The organism is Sphingomonas sp. H160509 (genome assembly GCF_024124765.2).
Lineage (GTDB): Bacteria > Pseudomonadota > Alphaproteobacteria > Sphingomonadales > Sphingomonadaceae > Sphingomonas.
In genome coordinates, this window is the sequence record NZ_JAMXSR020000002.1 from 472,056 (window position 1) to 495,867 (window position 23,812).

Below are 23,812 nucleotides of genomic sequence, written 5' to 3' on the forward strand. Positions count from 1 at the left end.
GTGCCAAACTCAGTCCGGGCGGACTTTCTGTCCCCCGGACTGGTCAGGTGGACGACCGTCTCGTGAATAGGTCAGCGAGAACCATACATGACAGTCCGGGTTGGAGAATGCGGATCGTCACCCGGCATGATCGGCCCCAAAAAACGAAAATATCCGTGCCTCATTTCGCAGGTCGGGGCGAAAGCCAGCCGCCATCCGCTAGCCAGTCTTGCAGGCGATCCGGCCAGTGCAGGATCGAGATCCGGTTCGACTCGTCGAGATTGAACGCGTGGCCACTGTCGGCATACATGTGAAGTTCCGCCGATACGCCACTCTTGCGCAACTGTTCGTAGAGCGTGACCGTCGGTGCCGCGCAGCAAAGGATCGCGGCTGCCGGCGACCAGGAACGCTGGGGGCGCGTTGGCGATGGCGGTCGCTGGGATGCCTCGTGGCCCGGGGAAGACCAACACCTGGAAATCGGGGCGAGCGGACTGACGGTCGATCGGATCGGCAGGTCGACGCTCGACAGGCTCGGGATTGTCCGCGATCAGCGACACGAGTTCGCCGCCTGCCGAAAAACCCATCGCACCGACGCGCGACGGATCGATGCCATAGTCTACGGCATGCGCGCGGACCCACCGCATCGCGCGCCGCGCGTCGTCCGCAGCATCGCCTTCGACCGAATATTTCGAGCCGGGCTCGTTCGCGAGGCGATATTTGAGCACGAACGCTGTCACCCCCATGCGGTTCAGCGCGGTCGCAACCTTCGTGCCCTCGTTCGTCCATACGAGTAATTTGTGCCCACCGCCGGGCATGATCACGATCGCAGCTCCGTTGCGGTTCGCTACGTCGGCGGGAAAGGCGAGCAGCGACGGATCGTGGATGTTGCGGACCCAATAGTCGCGGCCGATCTCCGCCTCGCCGCGGCGTGCCGCCGACCCGGGCGCGCCGTTGGGCCACAGCTTGATCGCGGTGTAGCGGGGCAGGTGTTCTGGCGCCGGATCCTGTCCAGCCAATGAAGTGGTTGCGACGGCAGCCGAAGCCAGCAGCGCAATGGCGGTAAAAAGGGTGCGCATCACTTCACCTCCGCAGTCACCGCCATCGCCGCGAAGCGGATCGGGCTGAACTGGTTCTGGCCGACGATGACGCTCAACCCCTTCGTATCAAGCGTTTCGGCAGGGCTCATCGGCAGCGATTGCGCGTATGTCGTGCTGGAAAATGCACACCGGCTCACGGAAGCGAGGGCGGTGGCGATGCTTTTGCGAGACACACGTCTCTCCTATTGATATCTTGACCGGTAGCGCGCTGGTTTGCGCGGCTCTCCGGCGGAAATGTCATAAAACTCGTGAGAGTGAGTTTACTGCGCCGGTTTCAGCCAGCCGTGCATCGCCATCCAGCGCGTGAATTCATCGAACCAGCCCGTGCTCGTGGTGGTCTTCGGGTACATGCCGAAGCCGTGACCGCCCTGTTCGAACAGGTGGAACTCGACCGGGCGCTTGGCCGCACGCCAGCTGTCGATCAGCCCATAGCCGCCATTGCCGAAGAAGGGATCGTCCGCCGCGAGCGCAACGAACATCGGCGGCGCGTCGGACGGCACCGTCATCGCGGCAAGCGGACCGTAGATGTTGCCGATGAAGGCCGGCTTCGCGTCCTGCCCGGCGACGGTCGTCGCCATCGTCAGCATCGCACCTGCCGAAAATCCGACCATGCCGATGCGGCTGGGATCAACATGCCATTCGCCCGCACGGTTGCGGACCGTGGCGAACGCCGCCCTCGCATCCGCGATCTGCGGCGCAAGGCCTGCCATCATCGTAGCGGCGTTCGGACGTGGCGGGCGCATACCCTGCGGCACCGGTCGCGCGAATGTTCCAAGGTCCTGCGGTGTCGGGTTCAGGCGATACTTCAGGACGAACGCAGCGACGCCTCTGGCGGCAAGCGCACGCGCCACGTCCCAGCCTTCGTTCTCCATCGACAGCGTCTGGAATCCACCGCCCGGTGCGACGATCACCGCTGTACCGGTGGCCTTGGCGGGATCCGGCAGGAAGGGGGGTTAGGGTTGCGACGGTGACGTTGCGGGCGAACACGCTGCCATATTGACTGTGCCACGCCTCCGGTGCGGTCGCCCCCCGGGAGTTTACCGGTATCAAGCGCGATGGCGTCGGGCTGCGCCGGAGTGGCGATAGACGCCATCTTGTCGTTCTGTGCCAGTGCCGGCGTGGTCGAGGCAATCATCAGGCTGGACAGGCACAGAAGCGGGTGTCCCACCCATCGACGAACGGCGTTTATGCGGAACCCGAATCCCATAGTCGCTCTCCCATTTTATCGTTCTTTTCGTGACGATATCGATAGCGCTACCACAGTACAATAGGTTCTGAACAGGTTTCCCCGGTAACCCGTCTACCCTGAATACTAACGAGAGTTAGAGTGCTCGGGATGACATGATCGCCGCCATGGGAGCCGTCCAGATAGCAGGACTTGGAAGGCATCAAAGGTCTACTGAACATCTCTCCCGAGGTCATTGCGCTTTGCAAACGATCTCCGGTTCGGCTCCAAGTATTCGGCAGTGTTGATCATTGCGGTGACGCAAGGCGGCGGCTAGCGCTGGTCCGGAACCGATAGAAAGACTCTGGAATGCTCACCAAGCGCGCGTTTGTAGGAATGCTGATGGCGGGCGCCGCTCTGCCGCTGATCGACCCACAGATCGCCATGGCGGCAACCGGGACCGCCGATGACGACGCCCGGCTCCTGCGCTTTCTCGATGCCGCGTTCGATGCGAGTGTCGCGCTCAGTCCCGAAACACAGACCAGCCTCGGCCTGAAGACCAACTACGACAGGCTCGACGATTATACCGACGCTGCCGCACGGCGCGCGCAAGCTTTGCAGGATGCGCAACTCGCCGACCTGCAACGCAGCTTCGCGGTGGATCGGCTCGGGCCCGATGCTCGGCTGAGCTATCGATTGTTCGAAGCGCAGGTCGCCACGGATCGCCGCCAGTTCGCGTTCCGCGACTATGCCTTCCCGGTATCGACGAACGGCAGCCCGGCGGGCAACATCCCGGTTTTCCTCATCAACCAGCACCGCATCGCCACGGTAGCCGACGCTCACGCCTATGTGGCGCGATTGCGTGATTCCCTGCGCGTCATGCGCGAGGTCGCCGCAACCATGCGCAAACAGGCGGCGAAGGGTATCGTGCCGCCAAAGATGGTTTTCACGCCTGCCCGTGGCGATGCTCGCCAAGTCATCACCGGAGCGCCGTTCGATAGTGGCGCGGACAGCAGCCTGCTCGCCGATTTCAAGGCGAAGGTCGGCAAGCTTGGCGTGTCTGAGAGCATCAAGGCGGCGCTGATCGCGGATGCGGTCGCGGCATTGAAGGGGCCGTTCCGCCAAGGCTTCGACATACTCTTTGCCGCGCTGGACGAGATCGAGCCACTCGCCAAGGGCAATGACGGCGCGTGGAGCCTGCCGGGCGGCGACGCCTATTATCAAGCGCGGCTCGCCTATTACACGACCACCGACATGACTGCGGAGCAGATCCACCAACTGGGGCTGGATCAGGTACGATCGATCCATGCCGAGATGACGGCGGTGATGAAACGGGCGGGCTTCACCGGATCGTTGCAGGATCTCTTCGTGGCGCTGCGGTCCGATCCGAAATTCAAATACCCCAACACCGATGCCGGCCGTCAACTCTATCTCGCTGACGCACGTGCCGCGATCGCCCAGACGATGGCCGCCGCACCTCGCTTCTTTCGCCGACTGCCAAAGGCGCCGCTGGAGGTGCGCGCGGTCGAGACGTGGCGACAGGAAACTGCCGCGGTGGCCTTCTATGATCAGCCTGCCCCGGATGGCTCGCGGCCAGGCATCTTCTACGTCAATCTTGCGGACATGACGCAGGTGCAGAAGACTCAGGTCGAGGGGATCGCCCATCACGAAGGCGCGCCGGGGCATCACTTCCAGATTGCTCGCGCACAGGAGCTGACCGGTGTGCCGAAGTTCCGCCGCTTCGGCTATTATGGCGCGTATACCGAGGGCTGGGGCCTGTACTCGGAACGGCTCGCCAAGGAGATGGGCGCCTATCGAGATCCGTATTCGGAACTGGGGATGCTGGCGTTGCAAGTGTGGCGCGCGTGTCGCCTGGTGCTCGACACGGGCATGCACGCCAAGCGTTGGAGCCGCGATCAGGCAATCGCTTATTTCACCCAGAATGCGCCACTTTCGGCACGCGACGTGGTCAAGGAGGTCGATCGCTACATCAACAATCCTGGCCAGGCGACGAGCTACATGGTGGGCCAGCAGCGTATATCGGCACTCCGGCATAAAGCGGAGACCGCATTGGGCGCGCGCTTCGACATTCGCGATTTTCACGAGGTGGTGCTGGCGCATGGCCCGCTGCCGCTCGGGGTGCTGGCGGAACAGGTCGATGCCTGGATCGGGGTGGCCTGAGACCTACGCCAAGGCTATCACGCGACGAGGGGCGGATCGACGAACCTCGCCGCTTGGTTAGCAGTCCAAAGGTCAGAATTTGGTGAGGCCAGATCAGCACGCGAGTTCTGGGACGAGTGTCTGAACGCCTGTATTTGAACACGCGTTGACTACGATCAATGGAGCAAGCGTAGTGGGTTACCCCGCAAAATCGAGCTATCGCTGCTCGCCTGCATGCTGATAGTAAGCGGTCAAACGAGACGGCGACGGAAAGCTCCACGGCATTGACGGTCAATCGGCGACATATCGCCATCATCGCGCCGCCAACGGCCGGGCACATCAATCCGCTGGTGGCATTGGGAACATCGCTCGTCGAAGCAGGGCGTAGAGTTACCATAGTCCATCTGGCCGACGTCGCCGCGCTAGTGCCCAACGGCAGTGTCGGTTTTGCGGCGCTCGACCACCCGGCGGACTGCCAAGGCTTGTTGGCGGCATATTACCGGAAGCTGGCGCAGCCATCGGGCCCTGTCGGACTGACGAGGATGATCCGCGGCACGGCGTCCATGACGGAACTGCTATTGGAGGCTCTTCCGGCGGCACTGTCGACGCTCGGGGTGGATGCGGTACTCGCCGACTCCGTCGAGCCGGCCGGTGCGCTGGTGGCACGACATCTCCGACTGCCGTTCGTGACCGCCGTCACCGGCTTGCCCTTGCTCAGAGAGCCGATGGTCCCGCCACCGTTTCTCGGGTGGGAATATCGTCCCACTGCGGCTGGCCTTCGTCGCAACAATGGTGGGTACGTCGTCAGCGACCTGCTGATGCGGCCGATCGCGAAAGTCGTGTCGTCCTATGCGCGCCGGTGGAAGCTTGACCCCGACCCTAGGCAACAGTGGTCGGACCGCCTGCACGTCGCACAATGCCCGGCAGGTCTGGATTTCCCCCGCGCGGCATTGCCACAGAGCTTCCGATACGGCGCGCCGTGGCGGCTGGACGAACCTTACGTCGATCTTCCGAAAGACGACGGCCGACCCCTCATATTCTGTTCGCTGGGGTCGTTGCAGGGCGCGCGCCGATCGTTGTTCGCCGCGATGACGGCTGCCTGTGCCGCGGTTGGCGCTCGCGCGGTGGTCGCGCATGGTGGCGGGCTCAGCGAGGCCGAAGTCACCTCGCTACCCGGGAGGCCGCTGGTGCGGGCATTCTGGTTTCAGACCCGTATCCTGCCAAAATGTTCGGCGGCGATTTTGCACGGCGGGTTCAACACGGTGCTGGACGCACTGGCCGCCGGCGTTCCGATCGTTGCGGTACCGCTGGCATTCGAACAACCCGCTACAGCCGCGCGACTGAAGCGGATCGGGGCGGCTCGTATCGTATCGCCCGCCGAAGCAGACAAGGGCGGTCTCGAAGCGGCGTTACGGCTCGTGCTGTCGGATCCGTCGTACCGCCACGCGGCAAATTTGCTCGCCGCCGAAATGGCGGGGGCCGGGGGCGCTGCCGAGGCTGCCGCGATGGTCGATTCGGCGCTCTTCGACGACGTCGACGCTATGCCGGCAGGGCTGAGTCCATTAGATGGGGAGCCCGCCTGCGCCGCGTGATGTGGCGGCTTGCAATGATGGCAGGCGGTGCGAGAAACAGCCCCATGATGACGTCGACCCCGTAGTGACCGCCGAAGACCGGCGTCGCGACGATCGTAAGTACAGCCCATACCCGGCCCGGAACCGCAAGCCGCGGCATCGCGCCGAACGCCCAGATGAAGATGGCGGCGAGCGTCGCATGGAAACTGGGAAAGCTGACGATCCCCATGAGCATGGTGAGATCGAGCACGCGTAGCGACCCATCGCGAAGCCCGGATATCAGCCCCTGTTCAAGCCAGGCTATGGATGGCCAGAGATGTGCGTACCTGGACGGATCGAATAGATTGCCCATGGCCGGAGTAAGGCCCGAAATCAGTATCGTGACGAAACCGGACAGGATCGCGGCACAGGCCATCGTCCTCAGGGTGTCGAATTTCCCCATGCCGCTCAGCGCTACGATGACGACGATCATCTGCAAGGTGAGACTGTGATACGCCAGTCCAAGCAGCCAAATCAAAGGAGGGGATTTGTCGAGCAACGCCAACACGATCGGCCAGTTGAAACCGATCGCGCGGTCGGCGGCGGCTAGGCGGGCATCCCACAACTGCCCTGCGTCTGCTGCCAGGGCATACGCCAGAACGACGCCGAGCACCGTGAACAGCGTCATTTGAAGGAACGCTCGCGCGCCGGCAACGAGACGCGGCCGCGCGGTGTACTTGCCGATTGCCAGCGCGATGGCGAGTGCCGTCACCGCTGCCATCGCGGGAGCCGCTCGGATCGGATCCACAGTGAAGCGGTGATGATATTGGGCGACGAGGAAGCTCATCAACATGGCCCCGATCAAGACCCAGGAGGGAGTCTCTCGGTGGTCGGCGCGGAACAACGGGGCAATCATACCGGTCGAACGCAGCGTGCCGCCATGCGGTGCCCAGGCAGGTCGATTTCGACCACATTACATGGACATCACGCGATTCAAAGGCGACGTGGTCCGAAGCGGAGAATGGCTTCGACGCCACCGGCTCGGGATATTTTGTCGCGGAGCGCCCTCGCATAGCCGGCGGGTAACGGTTATGTGTGCATCATGCTGAATTCGCTGCACCCGTCCACCGTCAATTCGTGCGATCGCGCAAAGTGACCTGGTTCGAGAAACTCGCGATCGTCGTCTTCATGGTTCTGTTCATGGAGTGCTTCGCGTGGGCGGCGCATCGGTATGTCATGCACGGCTGGGGCTGGGGCTGGCACAAGTCGCATCACGAAGATCATGAGGGCTGGTTCGAAAAGAACGACCTGTATGCGGTCGTCTTCGCGATCGTGCCGATCGTTTTGTTCGTCGTCGGGCTCTGGTGGGAGCCGTTATGGTGGGCAGCGCTCGGCATCACGGTGTACGGCGGCATCTATGCCTTCGTGCACGACATGCTCGTGCATCAGCGCGGCGGCTTTCGCTGGGTACCCAAGCAGGGGTATTTCAAGCGCCTGTTGCAAGCGCACCGCCTGCACCACGCGGTCGAGGGCAAGGACGGCACCGTCAGCCACGGCTTCCTGTTCGCGCGCAAGCCGGCGGTGCTGAAGGCGCAGTTGCGCGCGAACGCCGATCCGCAGCGACGAGCGGTACGTGCTGACAAAGCCGGAAACCTCGTCTCGGCAGATGCAAAGAAGTGAGCGTGACGGTTCGCCAATCGGAGGCCCTGCGGCATCAGACCCGTGTCGGCGTGTCGTTGTCCGCCGCGATCGTCGTGGCGTGGCTGGCGATCCACGTAACCGGCATCTTCTTCTGGCGGTGGAGCGCGGATACAATTCCCTTGGCCATCGTGATGGTCATCGTCCAGACTTGGCTGAGTACCGGACTGTTCATCGTCGCGCATGACTCAATGCACGGCGCGCTGGCGCCCGATCGACCACGGTTGAACCGGGCGATCGGCGCGACCTGTCTTTCGCTCTATGCCTGCCTGTCGTACGCATCACTGTTGCCGCAGCATCATCTGCATCACAAGGAAACCGGACGGGCGGGAGATCCCGATTTTCACGGTGGCGATCCAAGTCTCGGCGGCTGGTTCCTGCAGTTCTTCAAGACCTATTATTCGCACGGGCAGATCATCCGGATCACCGTGGTCGCGCTGATCTATACGCTGCTGCTTGGGGCACCGCTCGGCAACATCGTCGTCTTCTGGGCTCTGCCGGCCTTGGGTGCCGTGGCGCAGTTGTTCGTGTTCGGGACGTGGCTGCCGCACCGGGAACGCGAGACTCCTTTTGCGGACGCTCACCGCGCGCATAGCATCGACGTGGGCCCAGTATTGTCGCTGCTGACCTGTTTCCACTTCGGCGGTTATCATCACGAGCACCATCTTTCGCCGGGAACGCCGTGGTGGGGGCTTCCGTCGCGGCGCCGCGCCCTTGCCGGGCGAGCCGCCGATCGCCGGGTCGTCGAGGATCAAGCATGACGCTCGCCATCATCCTCTCCGCCGTCGCGATGACCGTCATCGTCGGCGTTCGCTATCTCCTTGTGTCGGGCGCGTTCGCCTGGATCACGGTCCGCAAGCATCCGGGACTGTACCTCGGGTTGGACCCGCAGGTCCGCCGTGAGATCATCTGGAGTCTTGCGTCCGCAGCGCTCTACGGGATCCCCGCAGGCGTCGTCGCCTGGGGATGGCAGCATCATGGCTGGACGCAGGTATATTCCGACATCTACGCCTATCCGCTCTGGTACCTGCCGGTCTCGGTTTTCCTGTATCTGCTGCTGCACGATGCCTGGTTCTACTGGACGCACCGCTGGATGCATCGTCCCAAACCGTTCAAGCTTGCGCACGCGCTGCATCATGCCAGCCGCCCGCCGACGGCCTGGGCCGCAATGGCGTTTCACCCGATCGAGGCTTTGACCGGCGCGGTGGTCATTCCGTTGCTGGTGTTCTTCGTCCCGATCGATATCGCCGGTCTTGGCATCGTGCTGACGATCATGACGGTGATGGGGGTCACGAACCACATGGGATGGGAGATCTTCCCGCGTTTCATGTGGTCGGGGCCCTTGGGCGGGTGGCTGATCACGGCCAGCCACCACCAGCGGCACCACGAACTCTATGGCTGCAACTATGGCCTGTATTTCCGCCATTGGGACCGGTTGTGCCACACCGACCGCGGTGTCGGCGATTTCACGAAAGAGCATGCGCGCGCGGCGCGGCGCGTTGAAGTGGCGAACTCTTAGGCCGACGATGAACGGGCGCCGAAGCGCCCGTTTGTTCGTCAGTTGATCGGCACACCACCGGTGACTGCGATCACTGCACCGGTCATGTAGCTCCCCTCCGACGACGCGAGAAGGACATACGCCGGAGCAAGTTCGGCCGGCTGTCCTGCGCGACCGAGCGGCGTATCCCGGCCGAGTTTTTCTAGTTCCTCCAGCGACTTCGCGATGGGCTGGATCGGCGTCCAGATCGGGCCCGGCGCCACGGCGTTGACGCGGATGCCCTTCGCGACGAGCAGGTTTGAAAGCCCGACCGTCAGGCTGGAGATCGCGCCCTTGGTCGCGGCGTAGACGATCATGCTCTTGGTCGCGACCTTGGCCTGCTCGCTGGTGGTGTTCACGATCGCCGACCCCGGCTTCATGTGCGGCGCCGCGGCCTTCGCCAGACGGATCATCGCGAACACATTGGCCGCGAAGGCGCCCTGCATCTCATCGTCGTCGATGCTGTCCAGATCCTCGTTCATCGTCTGCGCGGCGGCATTGTTGACCAGTATGTCGATCCCGCCAAGGTCGCCGACGGTGCGCTCCACCATCGTGACGCAGTGATCCCGGCCGCGAATGTCGCCCGGCAGCAATACGCATCGCTGTCCCGCCTTTTCCACCCAGGCACGCGTATCTTCGGCATCCTCCTGCTCGACGGCGAGATACGAGATCGCGATATCCGCGCCTTCACGCGCATAGGCGATGGCCACCGCCTTGCCGATGCCGGAATCACCCCCGGTGATGAGCGCGACCTTCCCCTTGAGAAGCCCCTTGCCGACATAGCTTTCCTCGCCGTGATCGGGCTTGGTCTTCATGTTGGCGACAAGCCCGGGGCGGGGCTGCTGTGGTTCACCGGGAAAGCTCGTCGGGTGGCTGGTGCGCGGATCATCGGTCATGGAAAGCGTCCTGCTGTTCGGGTCGCTGAAGGAACGGTCCTCCGATCGTTAAGTGCCGCTGACAAAAGACTGTTGCCGATGACGATCTCTCGGCGAGGCCGGTGCACTCAGCGGATATCGGCGCGGCGGGTGGGGGGCGTGAAAGTCCGCGGGCTTGTCGGCGATCCAGCGCAGGAAGCGACTTATATCCGGGCGCGCTTTCAAGACATCGAGGTCCGCGAACGGCGTCGCCAGATCCTGATTCGAGACGCTGGCATGGATGATACGGTGACAGATCGGATGAACCGGGATGACCTCCGTACCACCCCGGCTTTTCGGAATGCGGTGATGCCATTCCACCTTTCGCCCCAAGGGCCGCTCGCACAGCCCGCATCGCCCGGTGTCTTCGGCAGCGATCGTCCGCGCCTCCGCCTCCAACAATCCTGCCATCCGCTTCACACGTCCGCCCATGGTTCGAATATGGTGTATCGTGGAGGAAAGACCAGCAAGTCGAGAGGCTTATCGGATGAAACGTGACATGTTTCGGCGGAGGGCGACCCACCAGAAGTAGACCAAGCCCCGGGCCTTATGGCGCAGCCGGAACCAGTAGAACCGCTTGATACCGGCATGCGTGTTCACAGGCCGCGTCCAGTCGAAGCGAACGGCAAGGATATCCTCGACGACGGCACGAAGCGCGCGCCGGTCGGAGACGAGATACTTGGCGTACAGCGCGCCGTCGCCGAAGCTGTAGCCTGCCAGTAATCGAGTCTCGTCTTCAATATCACGGCGCCCATGGTGATGATCGACGACCATCAGCGGGCTGTAGAGTATAGCGACGCCGACGCCTGCTGCACGAAACAGGAAATCCGTATCCTCCGCGGACACGAAGGGCGCGCCGGCCCCGAACCGTTCGTCGAAGCGTCCCGTCAACCGGAGGACATCCGCGGTGAACGCCAGATTTGCCCCCATGATGAACCCGCCCGGAAACCCGCGCGACGGTGCGACCATGGGATGGTCCTCGAGCTTGATCGTGACGGGGAGATCGGCCGGGTTGCCGAGCAGAATACGACCGCCGATGATCGCCGGTCCGCTGGCCCTTTCGAATGCGGCGCAGACGTCGGTGAAATAGTCTTGATGCAGGACACAGTCGTCGTCCGTCATCGCGATGATGCGTCCGGCGCAGTGTGCAAGCCCGGTGTTGCGCGCGCGGGCGAGCCCGGGGTGCGGTTCGTGGACGAGGTGGACCGGGAAAGTCTGCTGCGCGCGCCATTCCGTTAGTCGCTGCGGCGTGCCGTCAACCGAGCCGTTGTCGACTAGGACGATTTCCACGGTCGTGTTTCCGGCATACGCTGCCGCACGATCCACGGACTCTAGCGTAGCCGCCAGCGACCCGGCGCGATTGCGCGTGCAGACGAGCAGGCTGACGTCGATGGCGGCAGTCACCGCGCGCCGACGAGCTGCTTGGCAAGAACCATGGCGTGTTCGATCGTCTTGGCCCCTCGTCACGATTGGTTCCGCATCGGGCCATGCGTCGAGATACGCGGCGATCTTGCCGTAGTCGTTGTCGAGAACGACGTGCGGAATGCCGAGTAGGTCGGCGAGGATGTGACCGTGAAGTCGGTCCGTCACGACGACCCGGCCTCGTGCGAGCAGCCGCAGTCCACGGTCGACGCGGGCGACGGCTTGGGCTTCGCATGCTTTGGCATTGATCCCGACAGGTAGATCGGCATCGTCCTCTAGCCAATCGACGACGGTCGCGAGATCGGCCGACGGCAGCGCATAGCCTTGCCGTTCGTCGTCGGTACGCATGAGCATCAATACGTCGCATTGCGGCGCATCGCGCGATTGCTCGCCCAGCGCATACGCCGAGTCCGGGGCGAGGTGCGACGCGCAGGCCAGATGCTCGCGTGCAAAGTCCAGGCTGCGCGTATCGCGGACGTACAGGACGAAGTCCGGATGGTCGGCGACGAGCGCGGCGAACCGATCGACCTGCGCCGGCACGCGAAAATGGATCGACTGCGGTAGCTGCACGACCGATCGATCGCGGACACGCGCCAGTATGTCCTCGCGGAACCGCTGGTGATGCGGCCAGATGTCGCCGAGGTTGCCGCCGCCATGCAGGAACAGCACGCCGTCGCGGCAGGCGCTACGAAAGGCATCGAGATCGAAATCGTGCCAGGTCGAAACGTAGCACGGATCGCGCCCCGTCACCTTTCGCAGCATGGCGAGTTCGCCGAGCCAGATCGCGCTGTCGCCGACGTTCGCATGATCCGGAAAGTCGACCAGCGCATAGCGAGAACCAAGTGCGACATGCGTCCGGTATAGTACGGTGAGCAACGTGCGCTGCTCTCCCAGATGGTCGCTGGTCGTCATGCGCGCTGCCCTTGTTCGTGATCGACTACGTCACGGTAAAGGTCCTCGCATCGATCGAGCCACCGATCACGTGTAAAGGCCGTCTCGACCCGCTCGCGTTGCAGAGCACGAGGGCGTTGGATAGCCGCCGTGATCGCTTCGGCAAGCGCGGAAACATCTCCGGGTGGTGCGAAACACCCTGTCTCGCCGATGACCTCGCGTAACGCGCCGCGGTCGAATGCCGCCACGGGCAGACCGCAGGCCATTGCCTCGACCGCGACCAGCCCGAATGGTTCGTCCCAGCACGGTGTGAACACGAACACCGAGGCGCGGCCCATCTCCGCCGCCAGTGCCGCCGCGTCCAGATGCCCGCCATATCGGATGCTGCCGTCCAGCAGCGGCGCGACGTCGGCGTCCCAATAGTCGCGATCCTCGATCGGTCCGAACAGCGTGAGCGGGACGCCGGCCAGCCGCGCCGCCTGCGCTGCCAGATGGGGCGCCTTGTCGGGCGTCATCCTGCCGCACCAGACCGCGCTGCCATCGCCTTGCGCGACGAACGGCCATGCGTCGGGGTCGATGCCATTGTGCAGTACCGAGGATTCGCGTGGCGGGCCATCCGGCCACCATGCGGCGAGCTGGTGTGCCGAGGTCGCGGTCAGGCGGTGGGTCGGCGTGACGCTGGCGTGCACGAACCAGCGGAGCGCGTCATAGGGCGGAACGTGTAGCGACGTGATCGTCGATACCCCAGCGGTCCGCGCCGGCTCGAGCGGAAAGCGATGCAGGCTGTTATTGTGCACCACATCGAAACCACCGGCGGCGATCCGGTCGCAGGCGGCGGCATAGCCATCGTCGAGATGCGTGATCAGCGGCGCGAAACCGCGGTGCTCGGCGCCCGGAAAGGTGCGTTCGTAATGCTCCGGGACCACGGTATCGATCGTGAAACGCGGGTCGCTGTCCCCTGAAGCGAACAGTACCACGTCATGGCCGCGCGCCTGAAGACCCGCCGCCAGATGCCAGCATTGCGATTCCATCCCGCCAGCGAACGGCTGCGCGATGGGTTGGCGGACATGGCAGAGGACCGCGATCCTCATTCGGCCGCCGCAGCTCTCAAAGTCGCCGCCAGCCGGTCTTCGAGCAGCCGGATGACGGTCGCGGTATTGGCATAGGGCTGGTGGCTCTGCTGCCCGGTCAGCGCGAGATCGGCGGCATCCGGACGCCGCAGGATGCGGATCGGCCGACCCGGGGTCGGATCGATCAGCCCCATCAGGCGGAAGGCCTGGAGCCAATGGCCCATCGTCCGATAGCCCCATTTGGTCTCGAACAGCTCGGCATTGCGCACGACGCTGTCGAGATGGTGCACCGGCGGCATGTGGTGCGGATGATATTGGTGATAGGCCAAACCGCCCTTGATCCACGCGATCTGCACGCCGGCCTCGTCGAGCGCCTTGCCGAAATCGGTATCCTCGCCGCCATAGCCGACATAGCGCTCGTCGAACCCGCCGAGACCGAGGAACGTCGTCCGCCGCATTGCGAAATTAAGCGACCAGAAACAACGATAGTCGGTGCAGATCTCGATGCCCTGCGGCGGGGGACCGCGACGGTCGGAGTGCTTCACCGCGATCTCGGCGAACCGGTCATACTGCCAGTCGCCGTCGGTCGCGCCGCCCGGCAGGTACAGGACCTCGCCCATCAGCAGCCCGTCGAACGTGTCGAGGAACCCGGCATAATCGGCCAGCAGCGTGGGCGTCGGGATACAGTCCATGTCGAGAAAGACGATGACGTCGCCGGTCGCCGCGCGGGCCGCGACGTTGCGTGCGGAGGCGAGGGGAAGGGCGTCGGCGACGACCTGCATCTGGCGGATCGGAAACGGCGCCTCGGGCAGGTCGTACAGGTCGTCCTGCATCACCGCGACGATAAGCTCGGTCGGCATCAGCGTCTGGCGCATCAGCCCGCGGACAACGTTGACGAGATGGTCGGGACGCCCCTTGCCCAGGGTGACGACGGAAACTTCGGTCATGATGATGGCTCTGCTTGGAATTGGGGACGCGCGGCGGTGGTGGCCGGTCGATCAGAACGCTTAGAGGGGGTAAAAACGTTCCTCGGTGATGCGCTCGGTCCGTTCGGTCATCGCCTCGACCCCGCCGAACTGGAAGCCGAGTTGCGACGTGTACGCGGCACAGGCGGCGATCCGGCGCGCGCGTGTCTCTGCCGTTAGGTGTTCGATCACCGCGGGCATGGCGGCAACGCGGTCTTCGCGATCGGCATAAGGCCAGTCTTCCCACAGCAATACGGTATGATCGGCACAGGATCGCCGAACCGCTTCCAGAACGACGTGATGGTCGACATGGTTGCCGAGACACAGTGGTCCGAGGACGAGATCAGGCCGTTCCGCCACGAGAAGCTCAGCCAGCGCCGCCGCAACATCGTCGACAATCCGGTCGTTGGGTAAGCGTGCCGCGAACAGCATTTTTGCGGATGCGTAACCACGGTGCGGCGCCTCCAGGAACGGCAAATGCGTCGCGCGCGCGCCAAGGGCTTTGCACGCCGCGAGATCCTCGGCACGGCGCAGCGCCATGTAATCCACGTCTGCGTCCAAGCCCTTGTCGAGTTGGCACGCGAGCGCGAACCCGGTCGGCTGCGCGACGTTGCCGGTGAAGCACGTCGCCACCGTGACCTCCCAGCCCTGGTCTACACGCGACGCCAGCAGCCCGCCGGCGGAGAAGGCTGCATCGTCCAGATGCGGCGATATTGCGAGCAGCTTCACCGGTCGCTCACAGCAGATGCGGGTCGCTGCGGAAACGGCAGGGCGTGATCGGCAGGTCCGTGTCGAAGGCGGCTTGCGGCTGGTTACGCAGGTCGCGGTAGATGCCGACCATCTGCTGCCCGACCGCGTCCCAGCTATACACTCGGCGGCATTCTTCCAGCGCGGCAGTCGCCAAGCGCGTGCGGAGGTTCGTATCGGTGATGACGCTGGTCAGCGAGGCGGCCAGCGCCGGTACGTCGCCGGGATCGGTCAGCAGGCCGTTCTCGTTATCCCGGACGCAGTCGACGACGCCGACGGCGTGGCACGAGACGACCGCGAGGCCACACGCCATCGCCTCGAGGATGGTGTTCGAGAACCCCTCGGCATAGGTCGGCGACACGAACACGTCGTGCGCGCGGTAGAGTTCGGGGACCGCGTCATAGTCCGCACAGCCGCTGAACGTCACGCGGTCGGTGAGGCCGAGTTCGGTCGCGAGCGCCTGCGCCGGGTCAACGTCGGGACCGATGCCGGAGATGGTCGCGTGCCAGTCCCCGCGCACGTCCGGCAGCGCATGGAGAAAGTCGAGCACGCCTTTGCGGCGATCGACGCGACCGTGATAGAGCAGGCGGACCAGTCCGGGCGCGACGATCGCGTGAGATGCTGGCGTGAAATGGTCGGTATCGACGGCCCCCGGAACGATCGTGAACCGGTCTAGCGGCGTGCCGAGCCGGTCGTGGACTTCGCCCGCGAAACTTTTACCGCCGATCAGCAGCGCACCGGCATGGTCGAGCACGCGGACCATCGCGAGCCGGTGCGTTTCGCAGCACGAGCCGACCCAATGCCCGTCACCGCCCTGTATCGACACGACGCAGGGCAAGCCTAGGCGGTAGGCCGCGATCATCGTTGCCCAGCCGGTCGGATAGCCATATTGCGCGTGGAGCATGTCGAACGGATTGACGGCGTGGTCGCGCGCGATGGCCTCGACGATTGCGTCGATATCGCGCTCGAAATCACCGCCATCCTGTTCGCCCAGTGCTTCGAGGCCGACGACGCGTACGCCCGACACCGGTGGCGGGGGGCCGCCGCCATAAACGCGCGCGCGTGCCGGATCGCCATAATATTGGCTGATCATCGTCACGTCGTGGCCCGCCGCGACGAGCTGGCGCAACAGGTTGATCGCGTAGATCGACATCCCCGATATCGCCGGAAAGAAGCGACGCGAGACGAAGCATATCCGCATCAGGACAATGCCGCCCGGAGATAGGCGATCGATTCTGGAATCGCCTGATGCGCGCGGGGGCTCTCTCGCGAGAGTTCGACGCAGACTAGCTTGTCGAAGCCGATCGACTCCAGCGCGGCGAGGATGGAGGGAATGTCCATGTCGCCCTGACCGAAGGGGAGGTGCGTATGGTCGCCGCGGCGCATGTCCTCGACCGCGACGGTGCCGAGGCGATCGGCATAGGCGTGCACCGCGGCGTCGGGGGGCGATATCCTGCGTGACGAGGCAGTGCCCGGTGTCGAGCGCGAGCCGCAGGTCGGGATGGCGCTCCGCAAGCCGTGAATAGTCGGCGACTGTTTCGATCAACATGCCGGGTTCGGGTTCGAGGCTGACCGGAATGCCGGTGCGAGCGGCATGCTCGACGACCTTGCCGAGGCCCGCGTCGAGCCAGTCGAGTGCGTCTTCACGCGCGATACCAGGCTTCGGTACGCCCGCCCAGAACGATACGGTCTCGGCATTCAGAATCGCTGCGACTTCGAGCGCGCGGGCGAGGAACGCAACGCGGCGGTCTCGGCCCTCTGAGTTTGCCGTGACCAGCGTCGGCTCATGCTTGTCGCGCGGGTCGAGCAGGTAGCGCGCACCGGTCTCGATCACCGAACCTAGTCCGAGCGACCGCAGCAGCGTGCCGACGCGCTCCGCCTCGCGTGCCCAATCGTCGGCGAAGGGATCGAGGTGGTGATGATCCAGCGTCAGCGCGACGCCGTCATAGCCGGCGTCGGCGATCAGGTGCAGTGCATCGTCGAGCCGGTGGTTAGCCGCGCCGTTGGTGTTGTAGGCGAACCGCAGCGTCATCGTGCCGCCTCCGTCTCGAGGCTCTGTTCGGACCAGGCAACGTGATGCGCTTCGGGCTCGCGGTAGAGCGGATAGAGCGGGCCGACGATTTCGTCCGCCAGCGCGGTATCGAAGAACGGCTGGCCCCCGAGCCGCGCGACTGCTTCCTCGGTGAGGCGGACGGGCAGGCGCGTCGCGCTTTCTTCGCCGCCGAAGCTGACCAGCGGGCTGTCGAGCGCGACCAGCTTGGCGACGTTGCGCTCGCCGATCCGGTAATAGCTCATCGTCTCGACTTCCATGCCGGGCACGATCACCTTGACGACCGCGACGCTGGCATCCGCGGGGGACATGTCGACGTAGAGAATGTCGAACCCGGCCGTCTCGACCGCCTCCCTCGCCAGTCGCCCGCGCGCGCGCATCGGGGACATCCGCGCGCGGCAGGTGGGAAAAGGCGCGGCGGCTGCGCTCGGCGAGCATCGTCTCGGCGAGCCACTCTCTGAGCGTCGCTGCATCGACATCGGTCCAGCGTTGCATTTCCGAAAAGGCGCGGCCGTCGCTCGATTTGGCGGCACCGCCGGCTTGCGCCATGAACCGGTCGATATAGCCGCGCGGCGCGATCGTCTCGGCGAGTGCCATCGGGCCATGCGCGAAGGCTTTCCGCGCGCGGCTCGCGGCGTATTCGGCAATCGCCTTGGCCAGCGCCTGCGCCGTGTCGGGATGCGCCGCCTCGCCGCACGCCGTCGCCATGATCGGCACGGCGGGCTCGCGCGCATCGACACCGACGCAATAGACGTTGGCCATGCCGAATTCGTCGGTCGCGAATTTGGGGATCACGCGGATGTCGGCGGCGGCGAAGCGGTTGATCAGGTCGCCGATCTCGCCGGGAAGGCTCTCCGGCAGGTCGATCGCGACGCCGCGGTCGAGCGCGCGGAACAGCAGCCCGTTGCCGTCGCGCTGAAGGATCTCGCACAGCCCGTGGCCGATCGCCCAATCAAGGTCCGGCCCGGCGCCCATCCCGTTCGAGATGATCGTCGTGAACGGCACATAGCCGGGGTCGAGTTCCTTGGCCGAATAGGCGGCGAGGTCGATCGGCACGAGGACGCTGGACCCGTCCGCCCAGCGCCGGGCCTCGACCCAGTCGAGCGGCGTATTGTGGTCGACCGGGGATCCTGCGGGAAGGCACAGCGTCAGCGGATCGGCGATCCCGCGCTCGCCGCGTTCGCGGACGAGGTCGGCATAGCTGCCATTCGTCTTGCCGCGTGCGGACAATGTCAGCGTCGGCCAGACCATCTCGGCGATCTCGCCCAGCGCACCCAGGATCGCGGCCTCGTCGGTCGCGCCATAGCCGACGCCGTACGGCATGATGCCGTCCAGGTCCGCGGTCTCCGGGAACAGCGCGACCACCCAGACCGGGATGCCGACGCGGTCGATCCCGTCGATCGAAAACGCGACGATGTCGCCGGCTGGAAACGCGTCGAGATACAGATGGCAGGCTGCGCCCAATTGTTTGGGCAGGCCGGTGATAGTGCGGGTCATAACGGGATCCCTCTTCACGCCCGGCGCACGGGCCAGCGCTTCGTCGAGCACGGCGACGGCGACGTCGCGACCGACTTCGGGGGGCATATTCGAACGGAGTCAGGACGGCATCGAACGCCAGCGGAGCGATCACGTCGCGGTACTGGCGGATCTCGCGGTGGGTCAGCGGGATGTCCTTGTGGAACGCCTTGTGGCTCGAGATCGCGTGGCTGACGCCCGCCGCGTCCTGGTCGATCTTGAACATGTCGCCGCAGAACAGGCGCCTGCCGACCGCATCGTGGAGCGCCGCCTGGCCTTCGTAATGGCCGCCGACGTGATGCAGCGTATAGCCGGGCGCGATCTCCAGCACGTCGTCATACGGCGTCGTGACGCGGAACGCCTTGGTCATGCCGAGGTCGTCCTTCTGGATCGCGAGCATCTCCGGCGCGCAGTCGCGCTGAAGCTGGAACAGCGCGCCATAGCCATGCGCGTGACTGGCCGCGAGATAGCGAATCCCGCCCAGCCGTTCGATCTGTTCGAGCATCGCGGGCGAGTAATAGGGCGCGGCCTCGAAGGCGATGTTGCCACCCTCGCGGACGATCAGCCAGCCGGTACCGCCCAGCCCGAGATGTGGTGTCGTGGCGAAGGCCCAGAGATCATCGGCAACCTGTCGCCAGCTGCCGTCGTGGGTTGCGGCGACGTCCTGTTCGGGAAGGAAGCGCCAGCCATCCTCGGGCAGGTCGTTGCGCGTATCGTTGCAGACCGGACAATCGGCGGGCGCGAAATGACGCTGCCAGAAGCCGCAATGCGCGCAGGCATACCAGCTCAGAGGCATGATCGCGCCTCCGTATAGGCGGCGTCGAAAAGGCGCATCAGCGACAGGTCCCGGTCAATGGAGAAATCATGCGCGTCGCCGCGGACGGCGGCGGCGAACGCGGCGGCCTGCGCGGTGAACGGCGAGAGCGCGGTGTCGAAGGATAGGGCGGTCTCCTCCCCGGTGCGGGCGCAACGCCGGATCACGGTGCCGCCCTCGGTCTGGCCCATCGTATCGGTGGCGACGAGCAGCCCGTCCTCGCCGAGAATCTCAAGCCGGCGGCGGGGCAGCACTTCGGGGCAGTTATAGGCGACGTGGCTCTGGACCAGGATGCCGCCTGCGGTGCGACCCGACAGGATGCCGCCATCGTCGACCGGATAGTCGTGGATGCGCCGTTGCAGGTCGATATGCAGGCGCGCGAGCGGCTCGCCGACCAGCATCGCTGCGAGATCGAGGCCGTGGAGCGCGAGGTCGATGACTGCGCCGCCGCCCGCGGCCGCCGGATCGGCGCGCCAGTTGCAGCCGCCGCCTTCGCTGGACGGCGACCAGCTCGGGTCGACCCAGCAGGCGTAGACGATCCGTACCGCGATCGGTCGGCCGATGGCGCCGTCGCGGATCGCCTGCGCCATCGCGCGATGTGCGGGGTGATGGCGCTGGTCGAACGCGGTGCCGTAGAGGTGTCCTGCGACGGCCGATCCGATCGTCTCGGCATCGTCCAGCGTCGCGGCGATCGGCTTTTCGCACAGCACCGGCACGCCCGCCGCCACGGCCACGCGGACCGGGTCGGCGTGAAGATTGTTGGGCGTGGCAACGTAGAGGCAGTCGAGCGCGGCATCGGCCAGCATCGCCTCGGCGGTATCATAGGCGAGGATTCCGCCCGACATCGCGCTGGCCTGCGCCATCGGCGAGGGGTCGGCGATGGCGACGAGCGTCCCGCCTGCCGCGGCGATGCCGGGCGCCATATAGTCGCGTGCGACCCAGCCGAAGCCGACGATGCCCCAGCGCATGCTCACCACCGCGCCGGCAGGTCTAGGATACGGCGGTTCCGCGCCGCATCACCGGTATCCGACAGCCACGTCGACGCCTCACCATATTCCGCGCGGTAGCGATCGGAGGGCCAGTGCGGGGTATTGCCATCGAGCAACGGGTTCGCTTGCAGGACCGCATCGGCAGCCGGCATTGCTAGTCCGCCGTTCAGCGGACGTGCCGCGCCGCCATTCGCCTCGACGATCGACCATGCCTCGATAGCGGGATCGTCGGACCATCGTGTCGATGCGGGTGCATCCCCTGCGAGAAGCGCACGACGCAACTCGCGCTCGTCATGCACTACGGCATCTGGAAACAGCGCTGCCCATTCGGACGACGCGCGTGCCGGTCCCATTGCTCCGCCAGAGACGGCAGCGTTGTGAAGATGGCTTACCGCAAGCACGCCGCCGGGTGTGACGGCTTCGCGCAACAGCCCGGCGATCCGCGGCTGGTCGGGCAGGAAATAGAAGGCGTCGTGACAGGCAGCCAAGTCAAACTTCTGCGTTTCCACCGGCCACAAAGCGGCGGCGTCGAACACGACATACTCCGCGGCCGGCGCGACCCAGTTCTTCGCCAGCCAGCATTTCGCGAACACCACGTCCGCGCCGAGGCACGCGACACCGCGCGCCGATAGTTCACGGAGATAGTGGCCGATCCCGCACGCCAGTTCGAACGCAGTATTCGGCTGCCGCCAATGCGCCTCGACCAGCGCGAGCCCGGCGAGATACGTCGGATCGCTCCAGCGATGCGCGAAGTAATCCGCCACGGGCCCCATCCGCAGCAACGCCATCGCCGCGCGCAACGACAGCGTGTCACGCTCGCGCACCAGCTGCTTCAGCTCGCCGAGGTCTGTCGCGGGGCCAGTCCACCACGCATCCTGATCGGTCAGCAACGCAACCAGTGCATCGTCCGGGCAGCCTGCGTCGAGATGGTCGAGTGCCACCGCCACCAGCCCCTCGCTGTCGGTCCGCAGATACGGGATGCCGTCGACCACCGGCCAGCGTTCGCCGGGTGCGGCCAGCGAATACGGCGTGTCGGCGACGAGCAACCGTCCGGTGACGGGCGAGCGGTAGCTCACAGCAGGCCAACATCCGCCAGAACGCGGTCGTGGAACGTCTTGACCGGGCCGGCATGGACCAGTTCGTAGGTGTGCAGCACGGCGTCCATCGTCGCCGACGCAGCACGCAGATGCTGTTCGATCTCCAGCACCCGGTCGAGCACGTCGGCTGCATGAAATGCGCGCGCCGCCGGCGTCGTGTCGCTGGCGATCGGCGCGATCGCCGCGCGAACCTGCGCCGCGACCGCCGGGTCGAGCATCGCCATCGCCTGTTCGCGCGCCGTGTCGATCACGCGGTCAAGCAGGTCGCCGAGCAGCACCTCGCCGGTGAACCCCGCGTCGGGCATCGCCGCATTATGGAAATGATGCGCCATCGACGCGAGGAACACCTCCGCCGGGTCCGCGCCGTAACCGGGTGCCGCGAGCACGCCGTACACCGCGACGATCAGGCAGTGCTCGGCATGGTTCTCCGGCGGCTGGAGCAACAGGCGTGGCCGACCCGGGCAGGTGACGCCCGCACGCGGTTGTGTCGCGAGCTGCATGACGAACCGCGGCACCGGCCCGGCCGCCGGTGCGCCTTCCGGCAGTGCATTGCGGAGATCCGCCGCGAGCGCCGGGTCGAGCAACACCGCTACCTCGTCGAACCCACGTTCGAGCACCGTGCACGCTTCCGCATCGGACAGGCCAAGCTCGGCTAGCGTGGTGCGGTCGAGGTCACCCAGTCGTGCCGCAGCAAGCGCAGCGGCGACCGTGCGCCGCATCACCGCCGCCGGCGCATCGCCCGCCGCCAGCGCCGCCCAGCCACGCGCGAACAATCGCTCGGCGATCGACCCGTCGCGCTCCGCCGACCGGATCCGCTTCAGGTCGCCGAGTTCGCGCAACAGCGGCAGATGCGCCGCACCCAGCGTCACCGGCGGTCGAGCCAGGTGTCGAGGATCAGCTGCTGCTCGCCGAACGCGTGGATCGGCTCGCCGCCGTCCGCGGTCTGCGGCATCTTGAAGAAGATTCCCATCTGGTCCTGCACGCCGCCTTCGCCGCGCGTCTGCGCCAGTGCCAGGCAGCGCGCGATCTCGATCGCCAGCGGCGCGGCGAGCACCGAATCCTTGCACAGGAAATTAAGCTTCAGCTGCATCTTCTGGCCGAGGAAGCCGGTGAGGTCGATGTTGTCCCACGCTTCCTTGTTGTCGCCGCGCGGCTTGTAATAATGGATCATGATGATGTGATCCTCGACCGGATAGCCGAGAATCTGGTCGAGCACCGACTTCTTGGTATCGACCTTCGACGCGAGGCTCTTGGGATCGTCGAGCGCGAGGCCGTCCGAATTGCCGAGGATGTTGGTCGAGAACCAGCCGTCGACATGCAGCGCACGATCACGCAGCGCCGGCGCGATCACCGTCTTGAGAAGCGTCTGCCCGGTTTTGCCGTCCTTGCCGGCGATCGGCACGCTGCGCTGGCGGGCGAGTTCGGCGAGCGGTGCGACGTCGGCGGCGACCGACGGCGTGAAATTGGCGTAGGGCGTGTCGCTGGCGATCGCGGCATAGGCGTAGAGCATCGCCGGGCTGATCGCTGCGTCATCGCTGTCGAGCCCGCGTTCGAAGCCCTCGACGCTGGTCAGCGCGTCCGCACCGAGATCGGCCTTGCGCTCGGTCGAGGCGAGATTGATCATCACGACGCGGTCGAGATTCTGCTCGGTCTTGAAGCGCGCGAGATCGTCTTGGATGTGCTGGACCGCGGCGCGGTGGCCGGGCGCGGCGATCTTATTGGCGCCGTCGATGTTCGCACAGAAGTCGGTTGAGCCGACGGCGGGCCATGGCCGCATGTCCGACAGGCTGGACGCCCCGTTGACAAGTTCGCTCTCGCTCAGCACGCCGTGCTTCAGCGCGGCGGTCGCGAGGTCGTCATGGCTGAGGTCCCAGCCGCCGAAATGGAGATCGCGGTATGCCGCCATGCCGTCGACGTCGCGGCTGGCGAGCGGCAGGCCCGACAGGTCGTTTGATCCTGCACGGATCATTGCGATCCCCGCCGCCGCGGTGGTGGCCACCGCGCCATTCAGTCCGATCACTGCGATCCCGACCCGTTCGCCCATAATTACGTCCTCTCAAAACTGAGCGCGTGGCTAGCTGTCCGTAAAGTAAAGTCCACCGAAGTCTGCGGAAATTGCCGCTAAACTGCTCCGGGAATTACATATGTTGCT

At 65.3% G+C, this 23,812-nt stretch carries 19 protein-coding genes and 2 pseudogenes; 5 read left to right on the forward strand and 16 right to left on the reverse strand.

The genetic code is table 11. The annotated features are described in order from the left end of the window. Positions 1-71: 71 nt before the first annotated feature. A complete protein-coding gene (locus tag NHF48_RS03980) occupies positions 72-1,055 on the reverse strand; it encodes an alpha/beta hydrolase (protein WP_253070326.1) in 984 nt (327 codons plus the stop codon). A 281-nt stretch (positions 1,056-1,336) separates the two neighbouring features. Further along, positions 1,337-2,211, reverse strand: a pseudogene (locus tag NHF48_RS03985) (alpha/beta hydrolase). A gap of 426 nt (positions 2,212-2,637) precedes the next feature. On the opposite strand from NHF48_RS03985, the gene NHF48_RS03990 reads away from it, so the two are divergent. Both NHF48_RS03990 and NHF48_RS03995 read left to right on the forward strand, forming a co-directional pair. Further along, on the forward strand, positions 2,638-4,422 hold the full coding sequence (locus tag NHF48_RS03990) for a DUF885 domain-containing protein (protein ID WP_446741197.1): 1,785 nt from the start codon (positions 2,638-2,640) through the stop codon (positions 4,420-4,422). A gap of 263 nt (positions 4,423-4,685) precedes the next feature. Continuing rightward, on the forward strand, positions 4,686-5,993 hold the full coding sequence (locus NHF48_RS03995) for a glycosyltransferase (protein WP_253070329.1): 1,308 nt from the start codon (positions 4,686-4,688) through the stop codon (positions 5,991-5,993). Here the strand turns inward: NHF48_RS03995 and NHF48_RS04000 are convergent. Then, positions 5,941-6,798, reverse strand: a complete 858-nt coding sequence (locus NHF48_RS04000) for a phosphatase PAP2 family protein (RefSeq protein WP_253070330.1) — start codon at positions 6,796-6,798, stop codon at positions 5,941-5,943. The genes NHF48_RS03995 and NHF48_RS04000 overlap by 53 nt on opposite strands. 305 nt (positions 6,799-7,103) lie before the next feature. On the opposite strand from NHF48_RS04000, the gene NHF48_RS04005 reads away from it, so the two are divergent. Genes NHF48_RS04005 through NHF48_RS04015 form a run of 3 tightly spaced genes read left to right on the forward strand, consistent with a single transcriptional unit; the run spans position 7,104 to position 9,168 of the window. Further along, complete coding sequence (locus NHF48_RS04005) at positions 7,104-7,631, forward strand: sterol desaturase family protein (protein ID WP_107953011.1); 528 nt, start codon at positions 7,104-7,106, stop codon at positions 7,629-7,631. Between the two features lie 2 nt (positions 7,632-7,633). Next, complete coding sequence (locus tag NHF48_RS04010; protein ID WP_263816703.1) at positions 7,634-8,410, forward strand: fatty acid desaturase; 777 nt, start codon at positions 7,634-7,636, stop codon at positions 8,408-8,410. After that, positions 8,407-9,168 carry a sterol desaturase family protein gene (locus NHF48_RS04015; protein WP_253070332.1) on the forward strand — a complete coding sequence of 254 codons (762 nt, stop codon included), beginning with the start codon at positions 8,407-8,409 and terminating at the stop codon, positions 9,166-9,168. The genes NHF48_RS04010 and NHF48_RS04015 overlap by 4 nt, the downstream gene beginning before the upstream one ends. Before the next feature lie 38 nt (positions 9,169-9,206). On the opposite strand, the gene NHF48_RS04020 is transcribed toward NHF48_RS04015, so the two are convergent. From NHF48_RS04020 to NHF48_RS04070, 13 genes and pseudogenes are all read right to left on the reverse strand, one after another. Continuing rightward, positions 9,207-10,082 carry an SDR family oxidoreductase gene (locus NHF48_RS04020; RefSeq protein WP_253070333.1) on the reverse strand — a complete coding sequence of 292 codons (876 nt, stop codon included), beginning with the start codon at positions 10,080-10,082 and terminating at the stop codon, positions 9,207-9,209. A gap of 48 nt (positions 10,083-10,130) precedes the next feature. Beyond that, positions 10,131-10,511, reverse strand: a complete 381-nt coding sequence (locus NHF48_RS04025; RefSeq protein WP_253072331.1) for an HNH endonuclease — start codon at positions 10,509-10,511, stop codon at positions 10,131-10,133. 69 nt (positions 10,512-10,580) lie between these two features. After that, positions 10,581-12,434, reverse strand: coding sequence for a polysaccharide pyruvyl transferase family protein (locus NHF48_RS04030; protein ID WP_253070334.1), 1,854 nt, complete (start codon positions 12,432-12,434; stop codon positions 10,581-10,583). Then, a complete protein-coding gene (locus tag NHF48_RS04035; RefSeq protein ID WP_253070335.1) occupies positions 12,431-13,504 on the reverse strand; it encodes a glycosyltransferase in 1,074 nt (357 codons plus the stop codon). The genes NHF48_RS04030 and NHF48_RS04035 overlap by 4 nt, the downstream gene beginning before the upstream one ends. Beyond that, positions 13,501-14,430, reverse strand: coding sequence for a galactosyltransferase-related protein (locus tag NHF48_RS04040; RefSeq protein WP_253070336.1), 930 nt, complete (start codon positions 14,428-14,430; stop codon positions 13,501-13,503). The genes NHF48_RS04035 and NHF48_RS04040 overlap by 4 nt, the downstream gene beginning before the upstream one ends. A 60-nt stretch (positions 14,431-14,490) precedes the next feature. Next, positions 14,491-15,177: a PIG-L deacetylase family protein gene (locus NHF48_RS04045; RefSeq protein WP_253070337.1), complete on the reverse strand. Its 687-nt coding sequence runs from the start codon at positions 15,175-15,177 to the stop codon at positions 14,491-14,493. 7 nt (positions 15,178-15,184) lie between these two features. Beyond that, positions 15,185-17,227: a glycosyltransferase gene (locus tag NHF48_RS25755; protein ID WP_446741198.1), complete on the reverse strand. Its 2,043-nt coding sequence runs from the start codon at positions 17,225-17,227 to the stop codon at positions 15,185-15,187. Continuing rightward, complete coding sequence (locus NHF48_RS25760; protein WP_446741199.1) at positions 17,224-17,850, reverse strand: YcaO-like family protein; 627 nt, start codon at positions 17,848-17,850, stop codon at positions 17,224-17,226. The genes NHF48_RS25755 and NHF48_RS25760 overlap by 4 nt, the downstream gene beginning before the upstream one ends. Further along, positions 17,753-18,829, reverse strand: a pseudogene (locus NHF48_RS25765) (YcaO-like family protein); the annotation flags it as partial. The gene NHF48_RS25760 and the pseudogene NHF48_RS25765, both read right to left, overlap by 98 nt. A gap of 717 nt (positions 18,830-19,546) precedes the next feature. After that, positions 19,547-20,542, reverse strand: coding sequence for a Gfo/Idh/MocA family protein (locus tag NHF48_RS04055; RefSeq protein WP_253070339.1), 996 nt, complete (start codon positions 20,540-20,542; stop codon positions 19,547-19,549). A gap of 2 nt (positions 20,543-20,544) precedes the next feature. Then, complete coding sequence (locus NHF48_RS04060; protein ID WP_253070340.1) at positions 20,545-21,639, reverse strand: class I SAM-dependent methyltransferase; 1,095 nt, start codon at positions 21,637-21,639, stop codon at positions 20,545-20,547. Further along, positions 21,636-22,529: an HD domain-containing protein gene (locus NHF48_RS04065; protein ID WP_253070341.1), complete on the reverse strand. Its 894-nt coding sequence runs from the start codon at positions 22,527-22,529 to the stop codon at positions 21,636-21,638. The genes NHF48_RS04060 and NHF48_RS04065 overlap by 4 nt, the downstream gene beginning before the upstream one ends. Beyond that, positions 22,526-23,704, reverse strand: a complete 1,179-nt coding sequence (locus NHF48_RS04070; RefSeq protein ID WP_253070342.1) for an inositol-3-phosphate synthase — start codon at positions 23,702-23,704, stop codon at positions 22,526-22,528. The genes NHF48_RS04065 and NHF48_RS04070 overlap by 4 nt, the downstream gene beginning before the upstream one ends. Positions 23,705-23,812: the final 108 nt, after the last annotated feature.

What these genes read in the sequence shown, in the direction of transcription:
- NHF48_RS03980 (WP_253070326.1), bottom strand. Translation starts at nt 1,055, where the DNA reads ATGCGCACCCTTTTTACCGCCATTGCGCTGCTGGCTTCGGCTGCCGTC.
- NHF48_RS03990 (WP_446741197.1), top strand. Translation starts at nt 2,638, where the DNA reads ATGCTGATGGCGGGCGCCGCTCTGCCGCTGATCGACCCACAGATCGCC.
- NHF48_RS04000 (WP_253070330.1), bottom strand. Translation starts at nt 6,798, where the DNA reads ATGAGCTTCCTCGTCGCCCAATATCATCACCGCTTCACTGTGGATCCG.
- NHF48_RS04015 (WP_253070332.1), top strand. Translation starts at nt 8,407, where the DNA reads ATGACGCTCGCCATCATCCTCTCCGCCGTCGCGATGACCGTCATCGTC.
- NHF48_RS04020 (WP_253070333.1), bottom strand. Translation starts at nt 10,082, where the DNA reads ATGACCGATGATCCGCGCACCAGCCACCCGACGAGCTTTCCCGGTGAA.
- NHF48_RS04025 (WP_253072331.1), bottom strand. Translation starts at nt 10,511, where the DNA reads ATGGCAGGATTGTTGGAGGCGGAGGCGCGGACGATCGCTGCCGAAGAC.
- NHF48_RS04030 (WP_253070334.1), bottom strand. Translation starts at nt 12,434, where the DNA reads ATGACGACCAGCGACCATCTGGGAGAGCAGCGCACGTTGCTCACCGTA.
- NHF48_RS04035 (WP_253070335.1), bottom strand. Translation starts at nt 13,504, where the DNA reads ATGAGGATCGCGGTCCTCTGCCATGTCCGCCAACCCATCGCGCAGCCG.
- NHF48_RS04040 (WP_253070336.1), bottom strand. Translation starts at nt 14,430, where the DNA reads ATGACCGAAGTTTCCGTCGTCACCCTGGGCAAGGGGCGTCCCGACCAT.
- NHF48_RS25755 (WP_446741198.1), bottom strand. Translation starts at nt 17,227, where the DNA reads ATGACGCTGCGGTTCGCCTACAACACCAACGGCGCGGCTAACCACCGG.
- NHF48_RS25760 (WP_446741199.1), bottom strand. Translation starts at nt 17,850, where the DNA reads ATGGCCCGATGGCACTCGCCGAGACGATCGCGCCGCGCGGCTATATCG.
- NHF48_RS04055 (WP_253070339.1), bottom strand. Translation starts at nt 20,542, where the DNA reads ATGCGCTGGGGCATCGTCGGCTTCGGCTGGGTCGCACGCGACTATATG.
- NHF48_RS04070 (WP_253070342.1), bottom strand. Translation starts at nt 23,704, where the DNA reads ATGGGCGAACGGGTCGGGATCGCAGTGATCGGACTGAATGGCGCGGTG.